The following is a 19,840-nucleotide window of genomic DNA, read 5'->3' as shown; positions in this document are numbered from 1 at the left end:
GACTCTGTCATCTCGCCTCGCGCGGCGGGCCGGTGATCGGCTAGCGTCGCAGGGCCGCCGTCCTGAGGTCCGGAGCGGGCGGGTGAGTGAGCAAGTGGGGGGACCGGAACATGACTCAGCTGATCGCCGTCGCCGTCATCACGGTGCTGGCCGTCATCAGCCCCGGCGCGGACTTCGCCATGACCGTCCGCAACAGTTATCTGTACGGGCGGACGGCGGGCGTTCTCGCGGCCGTCGGGATCGCCCTCGGCGTGCTCGTCCACGTCACGTACACGATGCTCGGCGTGGGCCTCCTGGTGTCCCGTTCACCGATGCTGTTCACCGCGATGAAGCTGATCGGCGCCGCGTATCTGGTGTACATCGGGTACAAGACCTTCGTCGCCAAGTCCCAGGTGGACGTCGACCTTTCGGACGACTCCGGGCTTTCGAAGGCCGGGGCGCTGCGCACCGGGTTCCTGACGAACGCGCTCAATCCCAAGACGATGCTCTTCGTCCTCAGCACGTACACGCAGGTCGTCAGCGCCGACACCCCCGTCTTCCAGCAGGTCGGCTACGGCCTGTTCATGTCGTTCGCGCACCTGGTGTGGTTCGGGCTCGCCGCCGTTCTCTTCTCCCAGGAGAGCCTGCGCGCGCGGCTGTTGCGGCGGCAGACCGTGCTCAACAAGGTCATCGGGGCCGTCCTCGTCGCGCTCGGGGCGGTGCTCGCGCTCACGCCCGCCGTGGCCTGATGCCGACGGCCCGTCAGTCCGTCGACACCCGCTCCACCCGCGGCTCCGTCAGCGACCTGTAGTCCTTCGTGGACAGGGCCAGCGAGCGGTCAAGACGTGCCGCGTTGAAGTAGAACTCCTCGTGGACCAGCAGACCCGGGTCGACGAACAGGTCGAGGCGCTCGTCGAAGGCGAACGGCAGAATGGTGCCGCTCGGGGAGCCCGCGAGCTCCTCGGCGATCTCCGGGGAGGCGAAGGAGACGTACGTGCCGCCGTAGAGCGCCTTCACCGCCGCGAGGTCGATCCGCTTGTCGCCGGGTACGACGACGAGCGCGAAGCGCTTCTCCTTCTTGCCGATCTTCACCATCGCGATGATGCACTTGGCCGCCTGCGCGGGAGCATGGCCACGCAGCGCGCTGACCGCCTCGGTGGCGCCTTCGGGGGCGTGCTCGATCACCCGGTAGGCCGCCCCGTGCTCGTCGAGCAGGGCGAGCAGCTTCTCGTACGCCTCGTGCGACTCATACGTTCCGTGCGTCGGGCTTACCGTCATGTGCCTTGCTCCCCTTGCGACGTGCGACGTGGTACGACCCCGGCGCCTCGACCCTACTCGCCGGCCGGCAGCGCCACCGACCGCACCGCCCGCACCAGCGACTGGGCGCGCGGGTCCGCCGTGACCGTCTTGCGCATGCCGTTCGTGACGTATCCGAAGGCGATACCGGAGTCGGGGTCGGCGAAGCCGAGCGAGCCGCCGCGGCCGGGGTGGCCGAATGACGACGGGCCCAGGAGCGGGGAAGCCGGGCCGTGCAGCATGTGGCCGAGGCCGAAGCGGGTGCCGACGAGCAGCACCTTGTCCGGGCCCGCGGACTCCTCCGTACGCGCGCGCGTACGGGTGTCGGGGGTGAAGAGCCCGTCGAGCGTTGCGGCGTAGAAGCCGGCCAGGGCGCGGGCCGTCGCCACGCCCGCCGAGCCGGGCAGTTCGGCCGCCCGGTAGGCCGGGTCGTTCTCGTCGGGCTTCGGGTCGATGACCCCGAAGGCGCGCCGGGTGAGGGAGTCCGGGTCCTTGTACGCCTCGGAGACGGACCGCTTGGGGCGGAGCTTGAGGGCGCCGCTCCCGGCCGGTTCGATCTCCTCCACGGGGCCGAGCCTGCCGACCCGGTGGGCCTCCGCCTCGGGCAGCCCGATCCACAGGTCGAGGCCGAGCGGGCGGGTGATCTCGTCCGCGACCCAGCGGCCGATGGTGCGGCCCGTGACCCGGTGGACCAGGCCGGAGAGCAGCCAGCTGAAGGTGTGGGCGTGGTAGCCGTGCGCGGTGCCGGGTTCCCAGACGGGGGCCTGGGCGGCTATCGCGGCGGTCGCCGTCGGCAGGTCGGTCGCCTCGGCGAGGGTGAGGGGGCGGTCGAGGACGGGGACGCCGGCTTGGTGCGCGAGGAGCTGGCGTACGGTCACCCGGTCCTTCCCCGCCGCCTTGAAATCGGGCCAGTACGCGGCGACCGGGGCGTCCAGGTCGAGCAGGCCCCGCTGGTGCAGGAGCAGGGGTACGGCGGCGGCGACGCCCTTGGTGGCCGAGCGGACGACCTGGGCGGTGTCCTCGGTCCACGGGGCCGTACCGTCGACGTCTCGGCTGCCCGCCCACAGGTCCACGACCTTCGCGCCGTCGCGGTGGACCGTGACGGCCGCCCCGCGCTCGCCGCGCTGTTCGAAGTTCCGCAGGAACGCGTCCCTGACCGGCTCCCAGCCCGCCGCCACCGTGCCCTGGACGTCCACCTGTGCCACGCTCCCTCTCGTTCGACCGGCTCCCATGGTGCAACGCGGCACGTGGACGGCCGATTCCGGGGGCTCAGACCACGGAGGCCGGTACGAAACCGAACGGCAGCTCCAGGCGGTGCCGGGCCATCAGCTCCTCGTCCGCGAGGATGTCGCCGGTCCGCCCGTCGGCGGCGATGACGCCCTCGCTGAGGATCACCGCGCGCGGGCAGAGCTCCAGGGCGTACGGCAGGTCGTGGGTGACCATCAGGACGGTGACGTCAAGGGAGCGGAGGATGTCCGCGAGCTCGCGGCGCGAGGCCGGGTCCAGGTTGGAGGACGGTTCGTCGAGGACGAGGATCTCCGGCTCCATGGCGAGGACGGTCGCGACGGCGACCCGGCGGCGCTGCCCGAAGGACAGGTGGTGCGGCGGGCGGTCCGCGTACTCGGCCATGCCGACCCGCTGGAGCGCCCGTGCCACGACGGCCTCCAGGTCGGGGCCCCTGAGGCCCGCCGCCGCCGGGCCGAAGGCCACGTCCTCGCGGACGGTCGGCATGAACAGCTGGTCGTCCGGGTCCTGGAAGACGATGCCGACCTTCCGGCGGATCTCGGCCATGTGCTTCCTGCCGACCGGGAGCCCGGCGACGGTGACACCGCCCGCGCCGCCGGTCAGGATGCCGTTGAGGTGGAGGACCAGGGTCGTCTTGCCGGCGCCGTTGGGGCCGAGGAGTGCGACCCGTTCGCCCCGCCCCACGGTCAGGTCCACGCCGAACAGGGCCTGGTGGCCGTCGGGGTACGCGTACGCCAGGCCTCGGACGTCGAGCGAGGGAACGATGGTCATCGGAGCGTCCATCCCAGGAGGCAGATCAGGAGTGCGGTGAGCGGCACCGCGGCGGCGTACGCCCATTGCGCGCGGGTGGCGGTGACCTCGTCGATGACCGGCATGCTGCCCGTGTAGCCACGGCTGATCATGGCGAGGTGGACCCGCTCCCCGCGTTCGTACGAGCGGATGAAGAGCGCGCCCGCGGACTTGGCGAGGACTCCCCAGTGCCGTACGCCCCGGGCCTCGAAGCCGCGGGAGCGGCGGGCGACGGACATCCGGCGCATCTCGTCGGTGATGACGTCGCCGTAGCGGATCATGAAGGAGGCGATCTGGACGAGCATCGGCGGCAGCTTGAGCCGCTGGAGGCCGAGGAGCAGGGCCCGCAGTTCGGTGGTGGAGGCGAGGAGCACGGAGGCGGCGACGCCGAGGGTGCCCTTGGCGAGGACGTTCCAGGCGCCCCACAGGCCGGGGACGCTCAGCGACACACCGAGGACGGTCGTCCGCTCGCCGGGCACGACGAACGGCATGAGCAGCGCGAACGCGACGAACGGGACCTCGATCAGCAGCCGCTTCAGCAGGAAGCCGGCCGGGACGCGGGCCTTCGCCGCGACGCCCGCGAGCAGCAGGGCGTAGAGGGCGAAGGCCCAGACGGCCTCGCGGGGCGTCGAGACGACGACCACGACGAAGCCGAGGACGGCGGCGAGCTTGGTGTGCGGGGGCAGCTCGTGGACCGGCGAGTGCGCGTGCCGGTAGAGCTTGTGCGCGTGCCCCGCTCCCATGTCAGACCTGCGCCCCGGTCTCGTTCCTGCGGCGGCGGACGAGCCAGAACGCGCCGGTGCCGGCGGCGAGGGTCGCGCCCACGCCGATCACTCCGGCGAGGCCTCCGGAGAGCCGGGCGGTGTCGATGCCCTTGATGCCGTAGTCGGCGAGCGGGGAGTCGGCGGCGGCGTGGTCCTCGACCTTGGCGTCGAAGCCCTTGTCGGCGGCGACCTTCTCCAGGCCGTCGGGGTCGGCGGAGGCGTAGAAGGAGACGAAGCCGGCGAGGACCAGGGCGGTGGCGACTCCGCCGATCCACAGCTTCTTCGGGGACCTCGCGGGCGTGGCCGCGGGGGTGGCCGGGATCGCGTCGACCAGTTCGCCGTCCACACGGAGCTTGAGCGGGGCGGTCAGGCCGCGGGCGCCGTACACCAGGTCGGGGCGGACGGCGATGACCGCGCCGACGGTCAGCATGGTGATGACGGCCTCGCCGATCCCGATGAGGAAGTGCACGCCGACCATGGCCGTGAGGACCTTGCCCACCGGTACGGCCGTGGTGCCGCCGATCGCGTAGAGCAGGGTGAAGGCGGCGGCCGACGCCGGTACGGAGACGAGCGCGGCGACGAAGGAGGCCGCGGTCACCGAGGCGCGGGTGCGGGGCAGCACGAGGACGAGGCCGCGGAAGAGCGCGTAGGCGACGACGACCGTGACGACACCCATGACGGTGATGTTCACGCCGAGGGCGGTGAGGCCGCCGTCGGCGAAGAGGATGCCCTGCATCAGCAGGACGACGGCTATGCACAGGACGCCGGTCCAGGGGCCGACGAGGATCGCCGCGAGCGCGCCGCCGAGGAGGTGTCCGCTGGTCCCGGCGGCAACCGGGAAGTTCAGCATCTGCACGGCGAAGATGAAGGCGGCGACGAGCCCGGCCAGCGGGGCCGTCCGCTCTCCGCCGTGCCCGTCGTCCAGCTCGCGCCGGGCGCCCCGCAGGCTCACGGCGACGGCGCCGGCGGCGACGACACCGGCGGCGACCGATACGGGGGCGTTGATGAATCCGTCAGGTACATGCACGTACCGAATGATGAGCGCTCCTGCAAAGAGCTTGCAAGAGCGCACAGGTCACAGAACGGCGGCGCACGGTGGCGCGTGACTCCGCACACACCCATGGCCCTCCAGGTATGGGCCGCGCCCTCACCGGGAAGGAGTGGAACATTAGTCGATAAGAGGACAAACCGTGAGGAGCCCCCCGATGGCCGCCGCGCACGCCCGTGAAGTCGACGACCACGCCAAGGGCAGGATCATCAGCGACGCGCCACTCTCCCGGCCCGTCCCGGTGGCCCTCCGCTACGACCCGGACTCCTCCCCCGCGACCGTCCGCTTCGTCTTCCCCCACGGCGTCGAGTGGTCCTTCCCCCGCACCCTCCTGGAGAACGGGCTGCGCGCCCCGGCCCGCCGCGGCGACATCGAGGTCTGGCCCTGCGGCCGGGTGCAGACGGTCGTCGAGTTCCACGCGGACGACGGGGTCGCCGTCGTCCAGTTCGACACCGCCGCACTGCTGCGCTTCCTCCGGCACACGTACGCCGCCGGTGCGTCGATGTCGACCCACTGACGGCGTACACGCGGCTTGAGGCCTGAGGCTTGGTGATCAGGCCTTCACGAGGTCCGGCTTCGTGCCGGCGGTCTCCCCGGTCTCCCGGGTGTGCTTCGCGAGGCCCTCGCCCTCCACGTCCACGTTCGGCAGGATCCGGTCCAGCCACTTCGGCAGCCACCAGGCCTTGTGCCCGAGGAGCGCGAGCACGGCCGGGACGATCGCCATCCGGACCACGAAGGCGTCGAAGAGGACCGCGACGGCGAGACCGAAGCCGATCATCTTGATCATCTGGTCCGTCATGCCGATGAAGCCGGAGAAGACCGCGATCATGATGACCGCCGCGGCGACGACGACCCGGGCGCTGTGCCGGAAGCCGGTGACGATCGCCTCGCCGGGCCGCTCCCCGTGGACGTACGCCTCGCGCATCCGGGTGACGAGGAAGACCTCGTAGTCCATCGCGAGACCGAAGACGACACCCACCATGAAGATCGGCATCATCGACATGATCGGGCCGGTCTGCTCGACCCCGAAGAGGCTTCCGAGCCAGCCCCACTGGAAGACCGCGACGACCGCGCCGAGGGCCGCGACCACCGAGAGCAGGAAGCCGAGGGCCGCCTTCAGGGGGACGAGGACCGAGCGGAAGACCAGGGTCAGGAGCAGGAAGGCCAGGCCGACGACGAGGGCCAGGTAGGGCACCAGGGCGTCGTTCATCTTCTGCGAGAAGTCGATGTTCATCGCGGTGGCGCCGGTGACGAGGACGTCGTCCCCGGTGGCGTCCCGGATGTCGTGGACGAGGCTCTCGGTGGCGGCGGAGGACGGCCGGTCCTTCGGGACCACCGTGATCATCGCGGCGTCGCCGGCCTTGTTCGGGGTCGCCGGGGTGACGGCCGCCCAGCCTTCGAGACCCTTGATCGTGGAGACCGTCTTGTCGGCGGTGGCCTTGTCGCCGTCGACGACGACGAGCAGCGGGCCGTTGAAGCCGGGACCGAAGCCGTCCGAGAGCGCGTCGTACGCCCGGCGCTCGCTGGTGGAGGTCGGCTTGACGCCGTCGTCCGGGAGGCCCATCTCCAGGGAGGCGGCGGGCAGCGCGATCGCGCCGAGTCCGAGGACGCCGACGACCAGCACCATCACGGGACGGCGCAGGACGAAGCGGGCCCAGCGGGTGCCGCCGTTCGGCTTGTCGCTCGCCTTCGCGGTGCCCTTGCGCTGCTTGCGGCCGATGACCTTGTCGCCGGCGAAGCCCAGCAGCGCCGGGATCAGGGTCAGCGCGATCAGTACGGCGATCACGACCGTACCGGCGGCGGCGAAGCCCATCTTCGTCAGCATCGGGATGTTGACGACGGCCAGGCCGACCAGGGCGATGACGACGGTGAGTCCGGCGAAGACGACGGCGGAGCCGGCCGTGCCGACCGCGTGCCCGGCGGCGTCCTCCTTCTCGCGGCCCTCGGCGAGCTCCGCGCGGTAGCGGGAGACGATGAAGAGGGCGTAGTCGATGCCGACCGCGAGGCCGATCATCATCGCGAGGGTGGAGGTGGTGGAGCCGAGGTCGAGGACGTTCGCGAGCGCGGCGATCGAGGAGACGCCGATGCCGACGCCGATGATCGCCGTGAGCAGCGGGAGTCCGGCGGCCACGAGCGAGCCGAAGGTCAGGACGAGGACGATGCCCGCGATGACGACGCCGACGATCTCGCCCGCACCGGTGGCCGGCATGGTCTGGAGGGCGTCACCGCCGACCTCGACGGTCAGCCCCTTGCCCTGCGCGTTCTCGCCTGCCTGGGTCAGGGCCTCACGCGTCTCGTCGGTCAGCTCCATCGAGTTGACCTTGTAGGCGACGGAGACGTAGGCGGTGGAGCCGTCGCGGGAGACGGCCTGCGCGGTGTACGGGTCGGTGACCGAGACGATCTGGTCCGAGCCGGACTTCAGCGCGGAGACGGTCTCCTCGACGACGGCCTTGTGGCCGGCCGCGGTCATCTTCTGGCCCTCGGGGGCCTTGAAGACGATCCGGGCGGTGGCGCCGTCGGCACCGGCGCCGGGGAAGCGCTCTTCGAGCAGGTCGAAGGCGCGCTGGGCCTCGGTGCCCGGGATCGAGAAGGAGCCGGAGGTCGGGGCGGGTGCGGTGGCGGCGCCGACCCCGGCTATCGCCAGGAGGGCCACCCAGAGGAGGGCGACGAGCCGTCGGCGCCGGAAGGCGGAACGGCCGAGCTTGTACAGGAACGTGGCCACGGGGGCGTACTCCCAGTGTGGGTGGGACAGGGCATGGGGAGCCGGCCCGACGGCGTGAGCGGTTCGTCGTCAGGTGGAGAAAGGGTCGTGCGGTACCGGCCGGGGAAACCGGTGCGGCGGGGGGTTCAGACGCCGAGTGAGGGGAGCACGACGGCGTCGACGTAGGCGCTCAGGAAAGCGCGGTCGACCGGCTGATCCTCGATCAGCGGCCGGGCGACGAACGCACCGATCAGCATGTGGGGAACGAGCTTCAGCGCCGGGTTGGCGGCGTCGACCTCTCCCCGGCGGACCGCTCGGTTCAGCACTTCGTCGAGGCCGTTCATCTCGGGTGCGATGAGCAGCTCGCGCAGCGCCCGGTGCAGTTCGGGGTTGGTGTGCACGGCATGGGCCAGACCCCGCATCAGCGCGGAGTCCTTCTCCATCTGGCAGTCGTCGGTCCGTGACATCAGCTCGTGGAAGTCGCCGCGCAGCGTGCCGGTGTCGATCTCGGAGAGGTCGGCCGGCTTGTTGGCGCGCAGCGCCCTGGCGACCAGCTCGGGCTTGCTCCCCCACTGGCGGTAGAGGGTGGCCTTGCTGGAGTGGGTGCGGGCGGCGACGGCGTCCATGGTGAGGGCGTCGTAGCCGACTTCGCGGAGGAGGTCGAGCACGGCCGCGTACAGCTCGGACTCCCGCTCGGGAGTGAGTCTGCTGCGTGCCATGGCCGGGTCTCCATCCGGGATGAGCGAACGAAACGGTTTCGTACAGTACGAAGATACCCCCGCCCTCAACGAAACGAAACCGTTTCGTACGTGTCCTGGACCACAGCGGGCGGGCGGCGGCGGCACGGCAGGCATCGGCGTCACGGCGGACATCGGCGGCGCGACTGGCATCGGTGTCACACCCCTGAAGACGCCTGTTCACACGTACGAGTTGCCCTGCCACACATGTACGAGTTGCCGCACCCCCTCCACGCGGAAAGCATGGGGAGGTGAGTCACGACGTCGCGTACCTCCGTTTCCCGCACCTCCACGACGATCTGCTGTGCTTCGCCGCCGAGGACGATCTCTGGATCGCCCCGCTCGTCCCCGAGGGCCACCGCCCCGGCCGGGCCTGGCGGCTCACCGTCGACCGGACGCGGGTCGGCCACCCGCGCTTCTCGCCGGACGGGCGCCGGATCGCGTACACGAACTGGCGCAGCCTCGACCCGGAGATCCATCTCGTCCCCATAGACGGCGGGCCCGCCCGGCGGCTCACCTACTGGGGCTCCACCGACACCCGGGTGTGCGGCTGGGCGCCCCCCGACAAGGACGGCCACTCCGACATCCTCGCCGTCTCCTCGCACGGCCAGCCCTTCTCGTACTACTCCTGGGCCTACACCGTCCCCACCGACGGCTCCCCCGGCCGGCGCCTGCCCTGGGGCCCGGTCTCCGACATCACTGTCACCACGGCCTCAGCCACCACCCGTCACGGCGAGCAACCCGCCAACAACCACCGCACCCTCCTCCTCACCGGCAAGCCGCCGCACGAGCCGGCCGCCTGGAAGCGGTACCTGGGCGGTGCCACCGGACGCCTCTGGCTGCACGGCGAGCGGCTGCTGCCCGACATCGGCGGCCACCTCGACTGCCCCATGGCCGTCGACGGCCGGATCGCGTTCCTCTCCGACCACGAGGGCATCGGCAACCTGTACTCCTGCCTGCCCGACGGCACCGACCTGCGCCGCCACACCGACCACGACGAGTTCTACGCCCGGCACGCGTCCAGCGACGGCAGCCGGGTCGTCTACCAGTGCGCCGGCGACCTGTGGATCGTCGACTCGCTCGCCGCCGAAGCCCGCCCCCGGAAGCTGGAGGTGCGGCTCGGCGGCCAGCGTGTCGGCCGGCGCGCCTACCAGGTGCCCGCCGCCCTCCACATCGACGCGCTCTCCGTCGACGAGACCGGCCGCGCCAGCGCCGTCTCCGTGCGCGGCAGCCTCTACTGGCTGACCCACCGCGACGGCCCGGCCCGCACGATCATCGACGAGCCGGGCGTCCGCGTGCGGCTCCCCGAGATGCTCGGCAGCGGCGGCCAGGTCGCGTACGTCACCGACGCCGAGGGCGAGGACGCCATCGAGGTGGGCTATCTGCCGCGCGCCACCGGCGACCGGCCGCCGCGCCGCCTCGCCTCCGGCGACCTCGGCCGGGTCGAGGAGCTCGTCGCCGACCCCGAGGGCGAGCGGCTCGCCATCGCCTCCCACGACGGACGGCTCCTCCTGCTCGACGCCACGGAGGAGTCTGGGGGCACCTCCCGGACGGAGTCTGGGGGAGGCGAGGTCACCGAACTGATCAGGTCCGTCAACGGGCCCGTCCGCGACCTCGCCTTCTCCCCCGACGGCGCCTGGCTGACCTGGTCCCACCCCGGCATCGGCCGGTCCCTGCGCTCCATCAAGATGGCCCGGATCTCGGGCCCCGGCGCCCGTACCGTCGTCGACGTCACCAACGGGCGCTTCGAGGACGAGAACCCCGTCTTCACCCGGGACGGCCGCTACCTCGCCTTCCTCTCCTGGCGGGGCTTCGACCCGGTGTACGACGTCCACACCGGCGACCTGTCGTTCCCGCTCGGCTGCCGCCCCTATCTCGTCCCGCTCTCCTCCGCCACGCCCTCGCCGTTCGCGCTGCTCCCCGACGGGCGCCCGGCGGCCGGCGGTCTCGACCCCGCCGACGACGACACGGACACCGGCGACGGCACCGTCACCGTCGAGCTGGAGGGGCTCCCCGAGCGGGTCACCCCCTTCCCCGTGGCCGCCTCCAAGTACTCCGCCCTGCACCCGGTCAGCGGCGGCGGCCTGGTCTGGCTGCGCTGGCCCATCTCGGGCGCGCTCGGCGAGACCTTCGCCAATCCGGCGGACACCTCGGGCCGCCCCACCCTGGAGCACTTCTCCATCGTCAAGGCCCGCAAGAGCGAACTCGCCAAGGACCTCGACTGGTTCGCGGTCAGCGGCGACGGCACCCGGCTCGTCGTCGCCGACGAGGGCGAGCTGCGGGCCGTACCCGCCACCGAGTCCGGGGACGGCGACTCCACCGTCTACCTGGACCTGCGGCGCATCCTGCACGAGGTCGACCCCGGCGCCGAGTGGCGGCAGGCCTTCGACGAGGCAGGACGGATCGTCCGCGCCTACTTCTGGGAACCCGGCATGGGCGGCGTCGACTGGACGGCCGTCCTCGACCAGTACCGGCCGCTCGTCGAACGGGTCGCGTCCCCCGACGAGTTCGCCGACCTGCTGCGGGAGGTGATGGGCGAACTGGGCACCTCGCACGCGTACGTGACGCCCGCCCGCCGCAACGAGGGACCGCCGCACTACCAGCGGCCCATGGGGCTCCTCGGCGCCAACCTCGTACGGAGGGAAGCCGGTTGGACGGTCAAACGGATCCTGCCCGGCGAGTCCTCCGACTCCAAGGCCCGCTCCCCGCTCGCCGGCACCGGCATCCGCGAGGGCGCCGTCCTCACCCATGTCGACGGCCGGCCCGTGGACCCGGTCGCCGGGCCGTACCCGCTGCTCTCCGGCACCGGCGGCACCACCGTCGAGCTGACCTTCACCCCCGCCGAGGGCGAGGGCCGGGCGCGGCGCGTCGCCGTCGTCCCCCTCGTCGACGAACGCCCGCTGCGCTACCAGGACTGGGTCGCCAAACGCCGGGCGGTGGTACGGGAGGTCAGCGGCGGCCGCTGCGGCTACCTCCACATCCCCGACATGGGCGGCTCGGGCTGGGCGCAGTTCAACCGCGACCTGCGCATGGAGGTCTCCCGGCCGGCCCTCATCGTCGACGTACGCGGCAACGCCGGCGGCAACATCAGCGAACTCGTCATCGAGAAGCTCACCCGCCGCATCCTCGGCTGGGACCTCACCAGGAACGCCCAGCCCGTCGCGTACGCCTCCAACGCCCCGCGCGGCCCGGTCGTCGCCCTCGCCGACGAGGCCACCTCGTCCGACGGCGACATGATCACCGCCGCGTTCAAGCTCCTCGGTCTCGGCCCCGTCGTCGGGCAGCGCACCTGGGGCGGGGTCGTCGGCATGACCGGCCGCCACCGGCTCGGCGACGGCACCCAGATCACGGTTCCGATGAACGCGGCCTGGTTCCCCGAGTACGGCTGGTCCCTGGAGAACCACGGCGTCGAACCCGACCTCGCGGTCCTCCGCACCCCCCTGGACTGGGCCGAGGGCCGCCACGCCCAGCTCGACGACGCGGTCCACGTCGCCCTCGCGCTCCTCACGGAGACCCCGGCGGCGAGCCCCCCGGCCTACGAGGACCTCCCGGACCGCTCCCGCCCGAAACTACCGCCGAGGCCGGAGGCGCCTTGAAGCCAGAGGCGCCTTGAAGCCGGAGGCGCCTTAGACAGGAAGGCCCTGAACGGACACGCCCTAGCAGGCCAGGGCGATCAGCTCCCCGAGATCCAGCTCGTACGAGGTCCCCGCCCGTCCGTCGATCGTCACGCTCCCGACCGCGCCGAAGCCGACCCGCCCGAGCACGACCCTCGACCCCTCGTTGTCGAGGGTCGTGACGGCGGTGAGACGGCTGAGCCCGTACTCCTCGCGCGCGAGCCGGCACACCTCCCTGACGCCGGCCGTCGCGAGGCCGCGTCCGGTCGCCTTCTCGGCCACCCGGTAGCCGAGCTCGGCGCCCCCGTCGGCGAGGTCGACGTCGACCAGATTGAACCGGCCGAGCACCTCCCCGCCCTCCCCCACCAGCACATGGAAGTGGATCGTGCCGGTCTCCTGCTCGTCGAGCAGCGCCCGGTGCCGCTGCTCGAAGTCGGTGAAGTACGCGTCCCCCCGGTCGGGCACGGACGCGGCGAAGTACCCCCGGTTCTCCCGCTCGAACGCGAGCAGGGCGGGGGCGTGATCGGATCGCAGTCGCTCAAGTACGGCCATGGACGCCACCGTACGAAGATCCGCATCCCGACGCGCGTGAGTTATGCGCCATCATGCTTGCCGTGCACGCGTTGATCAGGTCCGAGGACGACCACGTCTGGGGCGTCTGCCACACGGTGGAGAGCCTGTACGGGGCCCCGGCGGCTACTTCGGCGGCTGCTTCCAGGCCCTCCACGACTGCCTGGGCGGGACCTTCGGCTTCACCCCACCGGGCACGCTCGTCTGGCGGGACTCCGCCGTCGCCCGCGCGCACCTCTCCCGGCTGCTGACGCCGGAGGGGGAGCCGTACGACTTCTACGCGTCGGTCCTCCACGCCCTGGCGGAGGACGGGATGCGCGTGGTGGAGGCCTGACGCACGCAAAAGGCGCACCCGGTGTCGCGGGTGCGCCTCGCTCACGGAAGGCCGGCGTCAGACGCCGGACTCCCGGTCCATCCGGTCCCGGTCCATGCGCTCCCGGTCCATGCGGTCCTGGTCCGGGCGGTCCCGGTCCATCCGCTCCTTGGCTTCCTGCTGGGCCTTGCGGGCCTCGTCGTCGGAGCGGCCTCGGCCCTGGGAGGCGCGTTCGGACGCTTCGTCCCTCGCCTTGCCCATGGCCTCCTTGGCCTGCTGCTTCAGCTGCTCCGCCTTGTCCTTGAACTGGTCCTGCATGCCCATGGAAGTTCACTCCTAGAAGGGTGTACGGGGGAGGGGGCGTCGTGCCCCCTGGGCCTCGACCAGCTTTGCACGGGCGAACATTCCACGCATTTCGATCAGTTACGGACGGTGAGCGGCCCGCTGGGCGGTCAGGCGTTCCCCGTCCGCGCCTGTTCGTCGGCCGCGCCGCCCGCGCCCACCAGGCCCTTGGACACCGAGCCGAGCCGTGGCTCGAAACGCTTCATCTCGCGCTGCCCGACCGCGGCGATCACGCCCGGCAGATAGCCGCGGACCGACTGCATCCCGCGCAGCCACCACTGCGCGTACACATGGGCGGAGCGCCGCTCGATGCCCGCCACGATCCGGTCGACGGCCGGGCCGAGGGGGTACGTGCGGTTCGAGGGCCACGGCAGCCGCTGCCGCAGCTCCTTCATCACGTCGTCCTGGTCGGCGCCCCGCACCATGTCCGTGTCGGTCCAGGAGAGATAGCCGACGCCGACCTTCACCCCCTTGTACGCGACCTCGGCGCGCAGGCTGTGCGCGAACGCCTCCACGCCCGACTTGGAGGCGCAGTACGCCGTCATCATCGGGGCCGGGGTGAGCGCGGCGAGCGAGGCGATCTGGAGGAAGTATCCCCGGGACTCCATGAGGACCGGCAGGAACGCCCGGCCCGTCACCGCGCCACCGATGAGGTTGACCTCGATGACCCGCCGCCAGGCGTCGGGGTCGGAGTCGACGAACGGCCCGCCCGCCGCCACCCCGGCGTTGGCGACGACGATGTCGACCTTCCCGAACCGCTGCTTCACCTCGGCCGCGACCTTGGCCATCGCCTCGTGGTCGGTGACGTCGGCGTGCCACCAGTCGGCCTCGGTGTGCAGTCGGCCCGCGACCTCCTTGAGCTGCTCCGGCTCCAGGCCGACGAGCGCGATCCGCGCGCCGCGCGCGGAGAGCTTGCGGGCCAGGAGTTCACCGACCCCGCGGGCCCCTCCGGTGACGACCGCGACCTGTCCTTCCAGGCTCACCCTGCTCATGCCTGCTCCTTCTCCTTCGGCTGCTCCCCGGACTTCACGCCCAGGTACGTGAGGGTCAGTTCGCGGATCTGCGCGGTGACGGCCTCCGGGGCCTCCACCGGTGTCATGTGGCCCATGCCGGCCAGTTCGACGAGACCCGTGCAGTGCGGGAGTGCGTCCGCCATCGCGCGGGAGTGGACGGCCGGGGTGAGCCGGTCGGCGGTGCCGACGAGCACGGCCACGGGCAGCCGCAACTCCCTCAGGCCCTCCCCGAGATCGAGCCCGGCCAGGACCTGCGACCAGCCGAACCGGGACGTGCGGGGGCAGGCGTGGACGATCCGCGCGCAGGCTTCGACGCGGTCGGGCGCCGTGCCCGGTCCCATCGTCGCGTACTTGAGGACCTTCTTCGACACGGGCGTGACCGGGCCGAGCGGCGCCTTCGCGCCGAGGACGGCCTTGGTCAGCCGGGTGCGGAGCCCGCCCGGCCGCAGCGGTACGACGGTGGCCTCGGCCGTCAGCCGGGACGGGCCGGTGGAGCAGAGCAGGACGGCGGCGGCGTGCTGCCGGAAGCCGGGGCGCCCGGCGGCGGCCATGATCGTCATGCCGCCCATGGAGTGACCGGCCAGGACGGCCCGTTCGCCGGGGCCGAGGGTGGCCGCGAGCACGGCCTCCAGGTCGTCAGCGAGCGCCGTCGTCGAGTATCCGCCGGGGCCGGGCACCGGGGAGCGGCCGTGGCCGCGTTGGTCGTAGGCGATGACCCGGTGGTCGGAGGCGAGCGCCCGTATCTGCTCGGCCCAGAAGGTGGTCGAGCAGGTCCAGCCGTGGGCCAGGACGACGGCGGGGGCGCCCTCGGGGCCGTACACCTCGACGTGGATCCGGGCGCCGTCGGCGGAGACGGCGGTGAGTTCGCGGGACACGGGCAGCGAGATCAGACGGCGGCTCACTGGGCGGCCTCCTTCTTGCGGGCCTTCGCGGTGGCGGGCGCCTCCGTGACGGCGGGCGCCTCCGTGACGGCCGGCGCCTCCGTGACGGCCGGCGCCTCCGTGACGGCCGGCTTCGCCGGCTTGGGGGCGCGGATCACCTCGTACTCGGAGAGGTCGACCTGCCGGGTCTCGCGCCGGAACTCGCCCGTGGTGCCCGGCCACAGCGTGGTGTTGCGGCCGTTGGCGTCGAGGTACCAGCTCTCGCAGCCGCCCGCCTTCCACACGGTCCGCTCCATCCGCGCCTGCACCTTGCGGTTCCAGGCGCCGACGGCGGAGGGCCGGACGGCGAGGGCGGCGCGCCCGCCGAGAACGTTCAGCTGGCGCAGGTAGTCGGCCATGTAGTTCAGCTGGGACTCGATCATCAGGATCATCGAGGAGTTCCCGAGGCCGGTGTTGGGGCCGATGACCGTCATGAAGTTCGGGAAGCCGGCGGCGGTGGCGCCGCGCAGCGCCTCCATGCCGCCCTTCCAGGTCTCGGCGAGCGTGCGCCCCTCGGCGCCGACGATCCGCTCGGCGATCGGCATGTCGGTGACGTGGAAGCCGGTGCCGAAGACGATCGCGTCGACCTCGGTCTCGGTGCCGTCGGCGGCGACCACGGTCGAGCCGCGGACCTCGCGCAGGCCGGAGGCGACGACGTCGACGTTGGGCTGCGCGACCGCCGGGTAGTACGTGCTGGAGAGCAGGATCCGCTTGCAGCCGATGCGGTACGAGGGGGTCAACTTGGCCCGCAGGACCGGGTCCTTGACGGACTTGGCGATGTTGGCCTTGGCGAGCTTCTCGACGAGCCCGAGTTCGTTCGGGTGCTTGGTGAAGGCCCCGACCTGGAGTTCGCGGATGCCCCAGAGCAGGCCGCGGCGGAGGGTGCCGGTGACGGGCAGGGCGCGGTGGAGCCAGCGCTCGGGGCCGCTGATGGCCCGGTCCATGCGGCGCATCACCCACGGGGGCGTGCGCTGGAACAGGGTCAGCTTCGCGACCTGGGGCTGGATCGCGGGCACGATCTGGATGGCGGAGGCGCCGGTTCCGATCATGGCGACCCGCTTGCCGGTGAGGTCGTAGTCGTGGTCCCAGCGGGCGGAGTGGAAGACCTTGCCGGGGAAGTCGGCGAGGCCGGGGATGTCGGGGATCTTGGGGTCGGAGAGGGGTCCGGTCGCGGAGACGACGACCTCGGCGCTGAAGCCGCCGGCGCTGGTCTCGATCTCCCAGCGGAGCGCCTCGGCGTCCCACTCCATCCGCCGCACCTCGTGGTTCAGGCGGAGGTGGGGGCGGATCCCGAAGGTGTCCGTGACATGCTCCAGGTAGGCGCGGATGTGGCGCTGTCCGGAGAAGGTCCGCGGCCAGTCGGGGTTGGGCGCGAAGGAGAAGGAGTAGAGGTGGGAGGGGACGTCGCAGGCGCAGCCGGGGTAGCTGTTGTCCCGCCATGTACCGCCCACGGAGTCGGCCCGCTCCAGGACCACGAAGTCGGTGATCCCCTCGCGGCGCAGCCGGACGGCGGCGCCGAGGCCACCGAATCCCGATCCGATCACCACCACCCGTACGTGCTCGTGCTTCGCCATGCCGCCTCCCGTACACCCGGCCAATCACGCCAGCAATCACTGGCACAGTCGGGACTGTAGAGCAGCTCCCTACCAAGCGGTAGGGGTCGGGCGAGGGAAAGTTACCGGCGGTACAACATAGGCTGGCGTGCGTGGCAGACGGATCAGACGGAGAACCGGGGACGGACAGGGGCGCGGACGCGGGCGCGCGGACGGCCGCGGACGCGGGCGCGGACGCGGGCACGCAGACGGCCGCGCACACGGGCGCGGACACGGGTACGCGCACCGGCGCCGTACGCGAGTACCGCGTGGAAGAGCTGGCGGCCGCCGCCGGCATCACCGTGCGCACCCTGCGCTTCTACCGCGAGCGCGGCCTGATCCCCCCGCCCCGCCGCGAGGGCCGGATCGCCTGGTACGACGAACAGCACCTGGCCCGGCTCCGTACCATCGCCGCCCTCCTGGAGCGCGGCCACACCCTCAACGGCATCGCCGACCTCACCACCGCCTTCGAGAGCGGCCGCAACGTCCGCGAGGTTCTCGCCCTCCCCGCACCCTCCGAGGAGGAGCCCGTCCGCCTCACCCCCGAGGAACTCGCCGACCACTTCGCCGGCGAGGTCACCCCGGAGAACCTCGCGGCCGCCCTCGACCTCGGCTACCTCGTCACCGACGGCGAGGAGATCATCCACATCAGCCGCCGCCTGCTCGACGTCTCCGCGGCCCTCGTCCGCGAGGGCATCCCGCTCGCCGAGGTCCTCAAGGCGGGCGCCCGCGTCCGCGAGCACGCCGACGCCCTCGCGGAGCTCTTCACCGACCTGCTCCGCACCCACGCGGCCGAGGACGACCTGTGGCGCCTGCGCCCGCTCGCCAAGAGCGTGGTGGAGGCCGAACTGTCGATGGCGCTCGACCGGCGGCTGCGCCCGGACGCCCCCGGAGAACCGGCCTCATGATCGCCTGACAGGTTCTTCAAGAGTTCTTCATCACCCGCGTCCTACGGTCGGCTCCACCCACCGAGGAACGGGAGAACCGATGAGGACCACACGGATGCTGGCCGTCGCGGCGGCTTCGGTCGTGGCGCTCGCGCTGACCGGCTGCGGCGGCGGGAGCGACGAGGCCGGGAAGATCCCGACGGCCGCGGACGGCACCACGTCCACCGGTACGGGGACGGACACGGCCGCCGGCGGCTCGGGCAAGGACGAGGTCGCCGCGTACGTCGAGGCCCGGCGCGCCTGGGTGAAGTGCCTGCGCGAGAACGGCGTCGACGCGCCCGACCCCGACGCGAACGGCCAGGTCGACTTCGGCGACAACACGGCCCTCAAGAAGAACCCGGCCTTCCTCACGGCCTCGGAGAAGTGCTCCCCGCTCAGCCCGCCGGTCCCCAAGGAGATCGAGCGGAGGATGGCGCCCAAGCTCACCCCCGAGCAGATCAAGACCCAGTTCGCGTTCGCCGAGTGCATGCAGAAGAACGGCGCCCCCGATTTCCCCGACCCCGAGCCCGACGGCAACGTGTACGGGGACATCCAGTGGGACTCGACCACGGCCGCCGCCAAGCAGGCTTCCCGCACCTGCGCCCCGATCATCGGCGACCCGGTCGAGCAGGGCCCGGGGAAGGGTTGAGCGTTGAGCGGGATGTTCACGGACAGGGGCACGGGTACGGAACCGGCCGTCGGCGCGGAGGTGGAGTCGACGCAGGAGGGGACGGCTCCCCCGCACGCGCCCGGCCGCCGGCGGAGCCGTACCGCGCTCATCGCCGCCGCCTTCGTGGTGGTCACGGCGGTCGCCGTGGTCGGCGCGCTCGGCCTCGGCGGCGGGGACAAGGGCCCGCAGGCCCCGCCGAGGGCGGGCTCCGCGGTCGCCGTCACCCGCACCACCCTGGTCGAACGGACCAAGGTGGAGGGCACGTTGGGGTACGGGACGGAGATACCGCTGCCGGTCAAGGCGACCGGCACAGTGACCTGGCTCCCGGAGGCGGGTGCGACCGCCGAGCGCGGGGACACCCTGCTGCGGGTGGACGACCGGCCGGTGGTGCTGCTCTACGGCACGCTGCCGATGTACCGCGAGCTGGGCCTCACGGCGGCACCGGCGGCCCCAACGGCCCCGGAGTCCGGGGCCCCCACGCCACCGGCGCCGGGGGGCGCCGGAGGCAAGGGCACCGCCGGTACGAGCGCGGGTACGGGTGCGGGTACAGGCTCCGAAAACGACACCGGCACGCCCCCACCAGCGGCGACGCCGCCCCCGCCCCAGCCCCTCCGCGGCATGGACGTCCTCCAGTTCGAGTCCAACCTCGCCGCGCTCGGCTACGACGGCTTCACCGTCGACGAGAAGTTCACCTCCGGCACCGAACGGGCCGTGAAGCGCTGGCAGAAGGCGCTCGGCGTGCCCGTGACCGGCCGGATCGGTCTCGGTGACGTCGTGTACGCCTCCGGCCGGGTGCGCCTCGGCCAGGCCGGCGTACGACTGGGTGCGGCGGCCGGTGACAACGCCCTCACCTACACCGGCACGACCCGGAAGGTCGTGGTCAACGCCTCGGCGCTCGAAGCCTCCTGGGCCGTACGCGGCGCGGACGTCACCGTCGGCCTGCCCGACGGAAGCCCGGTGAAGGGCAAGGTCGCGGCGGTCGGCAAACAGGCGACCGCGCCCGAGGGAGAGGGCGGCAACGGCGGACCACCGACCGTTCCGGTCACGATCACCGTCCCCGACCAGCAGGCCCTGGGCCGCCTGGAGAGCGGCCCGGTCAGCGTCGAGTACGTGGGCCGCAAGCGCGAGAACGTCCTGACCGTCCCGGTGGCCGCCCTGGTGGCGCTCGCCGAGGGCGGGCACGGCCTGGAGACCGAGGACGGCCTCTTCGTCACCGCCCGGACGGGCCTCTTCGCCGAGGGCATGGTGGAGGTCAGCGGCCCGAAGCTCCGCGCGGGCCTGAAGGTGAGGATCCCGCAGTGAGCGGCGGCACGGATCCCGC

19 protein-coding genes are annotated in these 19,840 nt (G+C 72.3%); 7 read left to right on the top strand and 12 right to left on the bottom strand.

The features are described 5' to 3' along the window. The first annotated feature begins 110 nt into the window (after positions 1–110). Positions 111–728, top strand: coding sequence for a LysE family translocator (locus ABT034_RS26710; protein ID WP_351219489.1), 618 nt, complete (start codon positions 111–113; stop codon positions 726–728). Positions 729–741: 13 nt separating this feature from the next. Here ABT034_RS26710 and ABT034_RS26705 read toward each other — a convergent pair whose 3' ends face one another. From ABT034_RS26705 to ABT034_RS26685, 5 genes are read right to left on the bottom strand one after another with little or no spacing between them, the layout of a single operon-like run. Then, a complete protein-coding gene (locus ABT034_RS26705; protein ID WP_351219487.1) occupies positions 742–1,257 on the bottom strand; it encodes a YbaK/EbsC family protein in 516 nt (171 codons plus the stop codon). Positions 1,258–1,310: 53 nt separating this feature from the next. Then, complete coding sequence (locus ABT034_RS26700) at positions 1,311–2,507, bottom strand: serine hydrolase domain-containing protein (protein WP_502973062.1); 1,197 nt, start codon at positions 2,505–2,507, stop codon at positions 1,311–1,313. 37 nt (positions 2,508–2,544) lie between these two features. Continuing rightward, entirely contained in the window at positions 2,545–3,291 is a 747-nt protein-coding gene (locus tag ABT034_RS26695; protein WP_351219485.1) for an energy-coupling factor ABC transporter ATP-binding protein, read from the bottom strand. Beyond that, the gene (gene cbiQ, locus ABT034_RS26690) at positions 3,288–4,052 is read right to left on the bottom strand and encodes a cobalt ECF transporter T component CbiQ (RefSeq protein ID WP_351219483.1); all 765 of its coding nucleotides are present in this window, start codon (positions 4,050–4,052) and stop codon (positions 3,288–3,290) included. Before cbiQ ends, ABT034_RS26695 begins: the two co-directional genes overlap by 4 nt. Before the next feature lies 1 nt (position 4,053). Then, a complete protein-coding gene (locus ABT034_RS26685) occupies positions 4,054–5,100 on the bottom strand; it encodes an energy-coupling factor ABC transporter permease (RefSeq protein ID WP_351219481.1) in 1,047 nt (348 codons plus the stop codon). A 178-nt stretch (positions 5,101–5,278) separates the two neighbouring features. On the opposite strand from ABT034_RS26685, the gene ABT034_RS26680 reads away from it, so the two are divergent. Next, positions 5,279–5,638 carry an SsgA family sporulation/cell division regulator gene (locus ABT034_RS26680; RefSeq protein ID WP_351219478.1) on the top strand — a complete coding sequence of 120 codons (360 nt, stop codon included), beginning with the start codon at positions 5,279–5,281 and terminating at the stop codon, positions 5,636–5,638. A 36-nt stretch (positions 5,639–5,674) separates the two neighbouring features. Here ABT034_RS26680 and ABT034_RS26675 read toward each other — a convergent pair whose 3' ends face one another. Together ABT034_RS26675 and ABT034_RS26670 are read right to left on the bottom strand one after the other, a co-directional pair. After that, entirely contained in the window at positions 5,675–7,843 is a 2,169-nt protein-coding gene (locus ABT034_RS26675; RefSeq protein ID WP_351219476.1) for an MMPL family transporter, read from the bottom strand. Positions 7,844–7,968: 125 nt separating this feature from the next. Beyond that, positions 7,969–8,541, bottom strand: coding sequence for a TetR/AcrR family transcriptional regulator (locus ABT034_RS26670; protein ID WP_351219474.1), 573 nt, complete (start codon positions 8,539–8,541; stop codon positions 7,969–7,971). A gap of 269 nt (positions 8,542–8,810) precedes the next feature. On the opposite strand from ABT034_RS26670, the gene ABT034_RS26665 reads away from it, so the two are divergent. Beyond that, complete coding sequence (locus ABT034_RS26665; RefSeq protein ID WP_351219472.1) at positions 8,811–12,155, top strand: S41 family peptidase; 3,345 nt, start codon at positions 8,811–8,813, stop codon at positions 12,153–12,155. Positions 12,156–12,215: 60 nt separating this feature from the next. Here the strand turns inward: ABT034_RS26665 and ABT034_RS26660 are convergent, their stop codons facing one another. After that, a complete protein-coding gene (locus ABT034_RS26660) occupies positions 12,216–12,725 on the bottom strand; it encodes a GNAT family N-acetyltransferase (RefSeq protein WP_351219470.1) in 510 nt (169 codons plus the stop codon). Between the two features lie 43 nt (positions 12,726–12,768). On the opposite strand from ABT034_RS26660, the gene ABT034_RS26655 reads away from it, so the two are divergent. Next, positions 12,769–13,077 carry a barstar family protein gene (locus ABT034_RS26655; RefSeq protein ID WP_351219468.1) on the top strand — a complete coding sequence of 103 codons (309 nt, stop codon included), beginning with the start codon at positions 12,769–12,771 and terminating at the stop codon, positions 13,075–13,077. A gap of 57 nt (positions 13,078–13,134) precedes the next feature. Here ABT034_RS26655 and ABT034_RS26650 read toward each other — a convergent pair whose 3' ends face one another. The 4 genes from ABT034_RS26650 to ABT034_RS26635 all read right to left on the bottom strand — a co-directional run bounded on the left by ABT034_RS26650 (position 13,135) and on the right by ABT034_RS26635 (position 16,905). Next, positions 13,135–13,380, bottom strand: coding sequence for a hypothetical protein (locus ABT034_RS26650; RefSeq protein WP_351219466.1), 246 nt, complete (start codon positions 13,378–13,380; stop codon positions 13,135–13,137). 128 nt (positions 13,381–13,508) lie between these two features. Then, positions 13,509–14,390, bottom strand: coding sequence for an SDR family oxidoreductase (locus tag ABT034_RS26645; protein ID WP_351219464.1), 882 nt, complete (start codon positions 14,388–14,390; stop codon positions 13,509–13,511). Beyond that, complete coding sequence (locus tag ABT034_RS26640; protein ID WP_351219462.1) at positions 14,387–15,313, bottom strand: alpha/beta fold hydrolase; 927 nt, start codon at positions 15,311–15,313, stop codon at positions 14,387–14,389. Before ABT034_RS26640 ends, ABT034_RS26645 begins: the two co-directional genes overlap by 4 nt. Beyond that, a complete protein-coding gene (locus ABT034_RS26635) occupies positions 15,310–16,905 on the bottom strand; it encodes a flavin-containing monooxygenase (RefSeq protein WP_351219460.1) in 1,596 nt (531 codons plus the stop codon). Before ABT034_RS26635 ends, ABT034_RS26640 begins: the two co-directional genes overlap by 4 nt. Before the next feature lie 287 nt (positions 16,906–17,192). On the opposite strand from ABT034_RS26635, the gene ABT034_RS26630 reads away from it, so the two are divergent. The 3 genes from ABT034_RS26630 (at position 17,193) to ABT034_RS26620 (ending at position 19,821) form a co-directional block, all read left to right on the top strand. Next, the gene (locus ABT034_RS26630) at positions 17,193–17,831 is read left to right on the top strand and encodes a MerR family transcriptional regulator (protein WP_351219619.1); all 639 of its coding nucleotides are present in this window, start codon (positions 17,193–17,195) and stop codon (positions 17,829–17,831) included. A 79-nt stretch (positions 17,832–17,910) separates the two neighbouring features. Beyond that, positions 17,911–18,498, top strand: coding sequence for a hypothetical protein (locus tag ABT034_RS26625; RefSeq protein WP_351219458.1), 588 nt, complete (start codon positions 17,911–17,913; stop codon positions 18,496–18,498). 12 nt (positions 18,499–18,510) lie between these two features. Beyond that, the gene (locus ABT034_RS26620; RefSeq protein ID WP_351219456.1) at positions 18,511–19,821 is read left to right on the top strand and encodes a peptidoglycan-binding protein; all 1,311 of its coding nucleotides are present in this window, start codon (positions 18,511–18,513) and stop codon (positions 19,819–19,821) included. The last annotated feature ends 19 nt before the right edge of the window (positions 19,822–19,840 follow it).

Source organism: Streptomyces sp. NPDC002773, from assembly GCF_040295605.1.
Taxonomy (GTDB): Bacteria; Actinomycetota; Actinomycetes; order Streptomycetales; family Streptomycetaceae; genus Streptomyces.
This window is presented reverse-complemented; position numbering and strand designations above follow the sequence as displayed.

What these genes read in the sequence shown, in the direction of transcription:
- ABT034_RS26710 (WP_351219489.1), top strand. Translation starts at nt 111, where the DNA reads ATGACTCAGCTGATCGCCGTCGCCGTCATCACGGTGCTGGCCGTCATC.
- ABT034_RS26705 (WP_351219487.1), bottom strand. Translation starts at nt 1,257, where the DNA reads ATGACGGTAAGCCCGACGCACGGAACGTATGAGTCGCACGAGGCGTAC.
- ABT034_RS26700 (WP_502973062.1), bottom strand. Translation starts at nt 2,507, where the DNA reads ATGGGAGCCGGTCGAACGAGAGGGAGCGTGGCACAGGTGGACGTCCAG.
- ABT034_RS26695 (WP_351219485.1), bottom strand. Translation starts at nt 3,291, where the DNA reads ATGACCATCGTTCCCTCGCTCGACGTCCGAGGCCTGGCGTACGCGTAC.
- cbiQ (WP_351219483.1), bottom strand. Translation starts at nt 4,052, where the DNA reads ATGGGAGCGGGGCACGCGCACAAGCTCTACCGGCACGCGCACTCGCCG.
- ABT034_RS26680 (WP_351219478.1), top strand. Translation starts at nt 5,279, where the DNA reads ATGGCCGCCGCGCACGCCCGTGAAGTCGACGACCACGCCAAGGGCAGG.
- ABT034_RS26670 (WP_351219474.1), bottom strand. Translation starts at nt 8,541, where the DNA reads ATGGCACGCAGCAGACTCACTCCCGAGCGGGAGTCCGAGCTGTACGCG.
- ABT034_RS26660 (WP_351219470.1), bottom strand. Translation starts at nt 12,725, where the DNA reads ATGGCCGTACTTGAGCGACTGCGATCCGATCACGCCCCCGCCCTGCTC.
- ABT034_RS26655 (WP_351219468.1), top strand. Translation starts at nt 12,769, where the DNA reads ATGCGCCATCATGCTTGCCGTGCACGCGTTGATCAGGTCCGAGGACGA.
- ABT034_RS26650 (WP_351219466.1), bottom strand. Translation starts at nt 13,380, where the DNA reads ATGGGCATGCAGGACCAGTTCAAGGACAAGGCGGAGCAGCTGAAGCAG.
- ABT034_RS26645 (WP_351219464.1), bottom strand. Translation starts at nt 14,390, where the DNA reads ATGAGCAGGGTGAGCCTGGAAGGACAGGTCGCGGTCGTCACCGGAGGG.
- ABT034_RS26635 (WP_351219460.1), bottom strand. Translation starts at nt 16,905, where the DNA reads ATGGCGAAGCACGAGCACGTACGGGTGGTGGTGATCGGATCGGGATTC.
- ABT034_RS26625 (WP_351219458.1), top strand. Translation starts at nt 17,911, where the DNA reads ATGAGGACCACACGGATGCTGGCCGTCGCGGCGGCTTCGGTCGTGGCG.
- ABT034_RS26620 (WP_351219456.1), top strand. Translation starts at nt 18,511, where the DNA reads ATGTTCACGGACAGGGGCACGGGTACGGAACCGGCCGTCGGCGCGGAG.